The 6,700-nt window shown below is 43.9% G+C and carries 4 protein-coding genes and 2 rRNA genes; 2 read left to right on the top strand and 4 right to left on the bottom strand.

What is annotated here, in order from left to right; all coding sequences use genetic code 11:
• Both G395_RS0108450 and rrf read left to right on the top strand, forming a co-directional pair.
• Positions 1-102, top strand: a 23S ribosomal RNA gene (locus G395_RS0108450); the annotation flags it as partial.
• Positions 103-198: 96 nt separating this feature from the next.
• Positions 199-310: ribosomal RNA gene (rrf, locus tag G395_RS0108445) — 5S ribosomal RNA — on the top strand.
• 662 nt (positions 311-972) lie between these two features.
• Here rrf and dxs read toward each other — a convergent pair.
• The 4 genes from dxs to mutL form a co-directional block, all read right to left on the bottom strand.
• Positions 973-2,919: a 1-deoxy-D-xylulose-5-phosphate synthase gene (gene dxs / locus G395_RS0108440; RefSeq protein ID WP_026629656.1), complete on the bottom strand. Its 1,947-nt coding sequence runs from the start codon at positions 2,917-2,919 to the stop codon at positions 973-975.
• Between the two features lie 76 nt (positions 2,920-2,995).
• Positions 2,996-3,913, bottom strand: coding sequence for a rhomboid family intramembrane serine protease (locus G395_RS0108435; RefSeq protein ID WP_026629655.1), 918 nt, complete (start codon positions 3,911-3,913; stop codon positions 2,996-2,998).
• Between the two features lie 3 nt (positions 3,914-3,916).
• Positions 3,917-4,702: a rhomboid family intramembrane serine protease gene (locus G395_RS0108430; protein WP_026629654.1), complete on the bottom strand. Its 786-nt coding sequence runs from the start codon at positions 4,700-4,702 to the stop codon at positions 3,917-3,919.
• 55 nt (positions 4,703-4,757) lie between these two features.
• Positions 4,758-6,644 carry a DNA mismatch repair endonuclease MutL gene (gene mutL, locus G395_RS0108425; protein WP_026629653.1) on the bottom strand — a complete coding sequence of 629 codons (1,887 nt, stop codon included), beginning with the start codon at positions 6,642-6,644 and terminating at the stop codon, positions 4,758-4,760.
• Positions 6,645-6,700 lie beyond the last annotated feature (56 nt).

Here is a 6,700-nt window from a genome sequence, read left to right as displayed (position 1 = left end):
CCACATAAGGGTCGTTGTAGACTACGACGTTGATAGGCTGCAGGTGCACGTGTAGAAATACATTCAGCTGAGCAGTACTAATTACCCAACAGCTTGCACATTAACATCTTAACACTTTTTGATCTCTTCTACTTCCAATATGACATTGATTATACACTCACCAAAATATTGTTGAAAACAAAGACCAACAACGACCTTGTTGGTGGCTATTGGCCTGGTGTTCACCTCTTCCCATCCCGAACAGAGAAGTTAAGCCCAGAACCGCCGATGATACTTGGATCAAACCTGGTAAAGTAGGTAGCCGCCACAATAACATTAAAACTAAAAGCCTTGCAGGAATGTAAGGCTTTTTTTGTGCCTGAGGGGTTCGCTTCTTGCCCGGCTGTGCGCCCCGTCTCAAACAGAAAAGTTAAGCGGGGCTGCCTAAGCCGGGGCGCCCAGGTTGCTCGCGGCCCCAGCCAGAACGGCCGATGATACTTGGATTAGGCATCCCCGATCAAACCTGCGCGGTCCGACCTGATAAAAGTAGGCTAGACGCGCAGTCCGGGGCGCGTAGCCTAGCCGTCACAATACCACTGAAGACCATCTCATAAGGATAGTATTTTTTTGTACTTTTTAAGGGACCGCCGATGGTACTGCGTTGCGCCAGCTTGACCTACGCGGCTCGGATCAAACCTGCGCGGTCCGACCTGGTTAAAGTACACGGGGCGCCTAGTCCGGGGCGTAGCCTTGCCGCAACTATACCACTCAAAGACCATTTCTTAAGAGCGGTCTTTCAATGCTTAGTAAGCTCCTTATTATAGGGCTCATTCATTACATAAGTCCTGTGAATAGCAATCGTAGAACGCCGGTTTTATAATTCTACACAGCAATCGATGAAAGACGCGGCGGTTTATCTTCCTATTAGATGGTTAAAACAAAAATGGCTGCCTAGTTTCCAAGCAGCCACATTCAAACTTATTAAATCAATCCCTAATTCAATACAACAGTCTTAGCATTAGATCTGGCGTTTAAAAACTCTTGAACCGCCTTGCTAATGCCTTCTGTATCGACTCCGCATTCGCGGTAGAGTTCATTCGGTTCGCCGTGTTCGATGATATGGTCTGGGATGCCTAATCTTTTTATGATCGAAGAATATCCGTTGTCTGCCATGAACTCTATGATAGCACTGCCAAATCCTCCTTGTAAGCAGCCATCTTCTAGTGTGATGATCCTGTCATAGGATTTGAATACTTCGTGCAGCAGAGCCTCATCTAATGGCTTTGTAAAACGCATATCATATAATCCGGCGGAAATGCCGTTTAATTCCAACTGTTCACACGCTTTCAATGCAAAGTTTCCAAGAGGTCCGAATGACAGAATCGCAATGTCTTCACCACTTCTCAGTTTTCTGCCCTTACCAATCTGAATTTCTTCAAACGGCGTTTTCCAGTTAGGCATTACGCCCGAACCACGGGGATATCTAATTGTGAATGCTTGCTTTCCTGACTGGAACGAATCCAGCTGTGCAGTGTACATCAGATTTCTCAACTCCTGTTCATTCATAGGCGACGCTACAACCATGTTGGGAATGCAACGCATAAAAGCGATATCATAAAGCCCGTGGTGAGTTGGTCCATCCGCGCCTACCAGGCCTGCTCTGTCGAGACAGAAGATCACAGGCAGCTCCTGAATGCAGACATCATGAATGACCTGATCATATGCCCGTTGCATAAAGGTTGAATATATATTGCAGTAAACAACTTCGCCCCGCGTGGCCATTCCGGCAGAGAATGTAACAGCATGCTGTTCAGCGATGCCGACATCAAATGCTCTTTTGGGCATGACGTCCATCATAATGTTCAATGATGAACCGGATGGCATGGCCGGCGTTACGCCGACAATCTTAGGATTATGCTCTGCAAGCTCTACAATGGTGTTGCCAAAGACATCCTGATATTTCGGTGCTTGCGGCTGATCGTAAACCTTTATTTTAATTTCTCCTGTAATCTTATCAAAAATACCGGGCGAATGCCATTTCGTTTGGTCTTTTTCAGCAGGACCATAACCTTTACCTTTTACGGTAAGGCAGTGCAACAACTTTGGTCCTGGAATACTTTTAAGGTCTTTTAAAACCTCGGTAAGGTGACTGATATCATTGCCGTCAATAGGACCGAAATATCTTAGCCCTAGTGATTCAAAAAGATTACTCTGCCGAAGAATTGCGGTTTTCATCACCGTTTCTACTTTCGAAACGATCTCCTGAGCGCTCTTACCAAAGTTGCTCATCTTACCGAGCATATTCCAAACCTCGTCCCTGAACTTGTTATAAGTCTGTGAAGTGGTAATGTCAGTCAGATATTCTTTCAATGCGCCCACATTCGGGTCAATAGCCATACAATTATCATTCAAAATGATAAGCAGGTTGGAATCCGTTGCTCCCGCGTGGTTCATGCCTTCAAAGGCCATCCCCGCGGTCATTGCACCGTCTCCTATAATGGCGATATGCTGTCTTTCAAAGTTTTTCTCTAATGCGGATGCAACAGCCATTCCTAGTGCCGACGAAATGGATGTAGACGAATGTCCTACCCCAAAGGCATCATAAATACTTTCGCTGCGTCTGGGGAAACCAGAAAGGCCTCCGTATGTGCGGTTGGAATGAAAATTATCCCGTCTGCCAGTTAAGATTTTATGACCATAAGCCTGGTGGCCCACATCCCAAACTAACTGATCATCCGGTGTATTGAACACGTAATGAAGTGCAACACTTAACTCAACTACGCCCAGGCTCGCACCAAAATGCCCGCCATAGACGGAAACGTTATCAATAATAAACTGACGTAATTCGTTACATACTTGTGGAAGCTGGGAACTGTCTAACTTTCGTAGGTCCTCAGGGGAATCAATCTTAGCTAATAACTTCCCAGGTTTTATAAGCATATTCAAGCTTTTGAAATCAAATTTTTGCGGAATTAATCCAGACAAAATTAAGCAAATAAGGACATTAAGTCTGACTTTATTTTTGCTGGCTTGCCTTGAACAGCTTTTGCTTTTCTTCTCTCGTCAAACTTTCATAGCCCGATTTTGAAATCTTATCCAATATGGAATCAATTTCCGTCTGATCAGGCATTTCAATCGTTCCGGATGACGATGTTGAGGAGTAAACACTTGTGCTTCGGTAAACTTGTCTTTCGCGGTAAGTAACCTGCATAGAGGGACGTTTGCGGAATAATCTGGACCATACATTCATCACAGCATATAACGGCTTACCAAGGTCTGTTCCGCTTTGCAATAATTTGATAAATACATAACCAACAAAAGCACCTCCCAAATGCGCTAAATTGCCTCCGGCGTTCGGGCCAACAGTTTGCGCAAGAGAAAGGATAATGTAAAAAAGGGCAATAAATTTGATCCTGATCGGCCCTAAAAAAATAAGGTTGAATGTGTAGTTGGGAAGCAAAGTAGAAGCTCCTACCGCCACAGAAAATGCTGCTGCCGAAGCGCCAAGCATTCTGGATCCTTCTACGTGAGCCTGAAAGTAAGGTAATGCATTGTAAAGGACAATGTAAATCAATCCACCCGCTATCCCCCCAAGCATATACAGCGCAATAACGCGCTTTGCACCCAAATACTCATCAATAAGCTTTCCAAACCAATAGAGGAACAGCATATTGAAGAGGATATGGAAAATATCATCGTGTGTGAAAAAATAAGTGATCAGCGTCCAGGGTCTGTACAAAAACTCATTGGTTGCTGCGGGAAGTTGCAGCGTATTAATCACTGCAGTGTAAACATTTGCGGATTGAGAAAGAGTCAGAATAATCTTTAATAGCAGCAAAGTCAGGAAGACCGCGACATTAACGAGGATTATCTTTACAAGTGCATTCTCTGATTTGGCAAACTCCCTCTTTACGTCATCAACAATATTGCTCATCTCTCAATAGAAATTTGTTCTTTGCGTATTCCAGTAACGCAATAATATATAGGCAAATAGCATTCCTCCGATGTGCGCGAAATGTGCGACATTGTCTGACTGAGCATTCTGAAATCCAGCGTATAATTCGTACAAACCGTAAAAAGCGACAAAATATTTAGCCTTAATCGGAAACGGAACAAAAAGGAGGAAAAGCTCAGTATTCGGAAACAATAAACCAAACGCCATTAGGATGCCGAAAATTGCTCCCGAAGCACCAACCAGCGGTGTATTGATCAAACTTTGATAATAACTATTTACAAACGCTACACTTTGTTGAATGTAGCCAGAATTTGTTGGATTTTCTTCAAACTTATTTAAAAAATCAAGGTTGGCTTCGTAAATTCTTTCAGCATGTTTGCTCATGAAATCCACGAGTCCGTCCGGCGTCGGATTCTGAGTAAATATTTCAACAGCCTGCCTAACCTGACTGTTTTCAAAATAATCAATCCCGGAGAACAGCATTCCCGCTCCTATGCCCGTAAAAAAGTAAAAAAACAAAAATTTCTTTGGCCCCCAGCCTCGCTCTAGCAATGGTCCGAACATAAATAACCCGAACATATTGCTGAACAAATGCCCAAAGCTTCCGTGCAAGAACATGTACGTTACAAACTGAAATGGCAAAAACGCGGGAGAAAATAAAGACCGCAGCGCAAAGACATTAGTAAGATTAAAAATGTAGGAATCGACTACAAAAAAGAGAATATTAAGAATAAGTAAGTTCTTGACAGTAGGGGTTATGGATAACATATTTTGTGTTTAATCAAGATTTATTCAATAACTGATGACCCTATATTTTTGTTCGTCAGGCTTTAAATATACTGGTAAGTTTATCCATTGTGAGCAAAACGATGATTGCTTCTCCGCTAGGAGTTCTGTTAGGATCGGTGGATGCAAAAAGCTGGTCAATCAATGTGTGAATTTCTACAAATGAAAGTTTCACCGCATAACGAACAGAAAAGCGTCTGGCCAGCGAGCGTGAAAGGCTTTCGGGTTTATTGAGTTTAAGGTCGGAGTAGCTTTGTTTTAGTTGCTCAATCAGTTCTTCAAAAAGATCTTGCTCACTCTCTTCCGGTAAATCCGCCGGAATTCCCCGAATGATCAGCTCATTGGATCCAAACTCATCAAATTCAAATCCCAGGCTCCTGATTTCCTTTTTCGTCTCATTCACAAGCTGCATATCCGAATGCGTCAACCGGATGGTTTTAGGAAAAAGCAATTGCTGGCAAGCCCCATTTCGGTTCGTCAGCATCTTACGATATCGTTCGTAGAGAATCCTTTCATAAGCAGCCTTCTGGTCGATGAGCATAATGCCGTCTTTGACCTGTGAAAGAATGTATCTGTTATGAAGCTGAAAAAGAACCGCATCGCTTTCGGGCGCAGAAATAACCTCGGACGCCATTCTGTTAATCTTGCTGGCAATGGTTTTTGGCTGCTCCTGGAATGATGGCCTCGAAACTGTGCTTGCATTGGTTTCAAATGCAGCCAGCTCACGGTTACGGTCTTCTGTATTCTGTAATCCTTCAAAGAGTTTATTCCAATTGGTCAGATTCGATCTGGACTGCCCGCTTTCTCCTTTTTTCGATTGCGCTGCCCAGTCAGGCATGACCGTTCTGGGAATTAAATTATGGTTTTGATCCGACGATGTTGGGTTCAGAAAATTAATGTTATCGTCAAAATCAATAGATTGGGACAAATTATAAACGCCCACAGCCTTTTTGACCGCAGCCATGACAATGGCATACACCGACTTTTCATCATCAAATTTGATCTCCGTTTTCGTCGGATGAATGTTTATATCAATGTGTGAGGGATCAATTTCAATGAAGAGGACATAAAATGGATGGCTCCCTTCCGGTATAGTGCCGTCAAATGCACTGATAACCGCATGGTGCATGTAACTATGTTTCACATAGCGGTCGTTTACAAAAAAGAACTGCTCGCCGCGTGTTTTTCTGGCAAACTCAGGCTTTCCAATATAACCGCGAACGCTGATGTAGGACGTATCCTCCTGACAAAAAGCAAGTTGCTCCCGATAACTCTTTCCGTAAATGTCAACAATCCTCTTAACCAGCTTGCCCGATTGCAGGTTGAAAACCTCCGTATCATTATGGTGCAATGTAAAAGCAACCTGCGGGTGTGCGAGGGCAACGCGCTGAAATTCATCCAGGACATGACGCATTTCAACCGAGTTGGATTTCAGGAAATTGCGTCGTGCAGGAACATTGAAAAACAGGTTCTTAACCGAAAGGTTCGTCCCTTTCAGGCATGCAATCGCTTCCTGCGCCTTAATCTCCGAACCGTCGATCCGGATCATCGTGCCCAGCTCGTCAAATTCTTGACGCGTCCTCAGCTCAACTTGTGCAATAGCGGCAATGGAAGCAAGCGCCTCGCCCCGAAAGCCCATTGTCCGGATCCTGAACAAATCTTCCGACTGCCGTATCTTCGAAGTAGCATGCCGCTCAAAGCTCATTCGGGCATCGGTTTCAGACATTCCCGAACCGTCGTCAATGATCTGGATCAATGCCCTTCCAGCTTCTTTTAAAATAACTTGCACATGGTTCGCCTTCGCATCAATGGCATTTTCCATAAGTTCCTTCACCACCGATGCAGGCCGCTGAACAACCTCGCCGGCGGCAATTTGATTGGCTATAGAATCTGGTAATAATTGTATGATGTCGGAAGACGGCATGTCGGAATTTTGATTTATTTAACTATAACAAATAAACAAAAATTTTTTAAGAGCGG

This window comes from Dyadobacter alkalitolerans DSM 23607 (assembly GCF_000428845.1).
Lineage (GTDB): Bacteria > Bacteroidota > Bacteroidia > Cytophagales > Spirosomataceae > Dyadobacter > Dyadobacter alkalitolerans.
The sequence above is the reverse complement of the archived record's forward strand: the minus strand, read 5'-3'. Positions and strand labels throughout refer to the sequence as shown.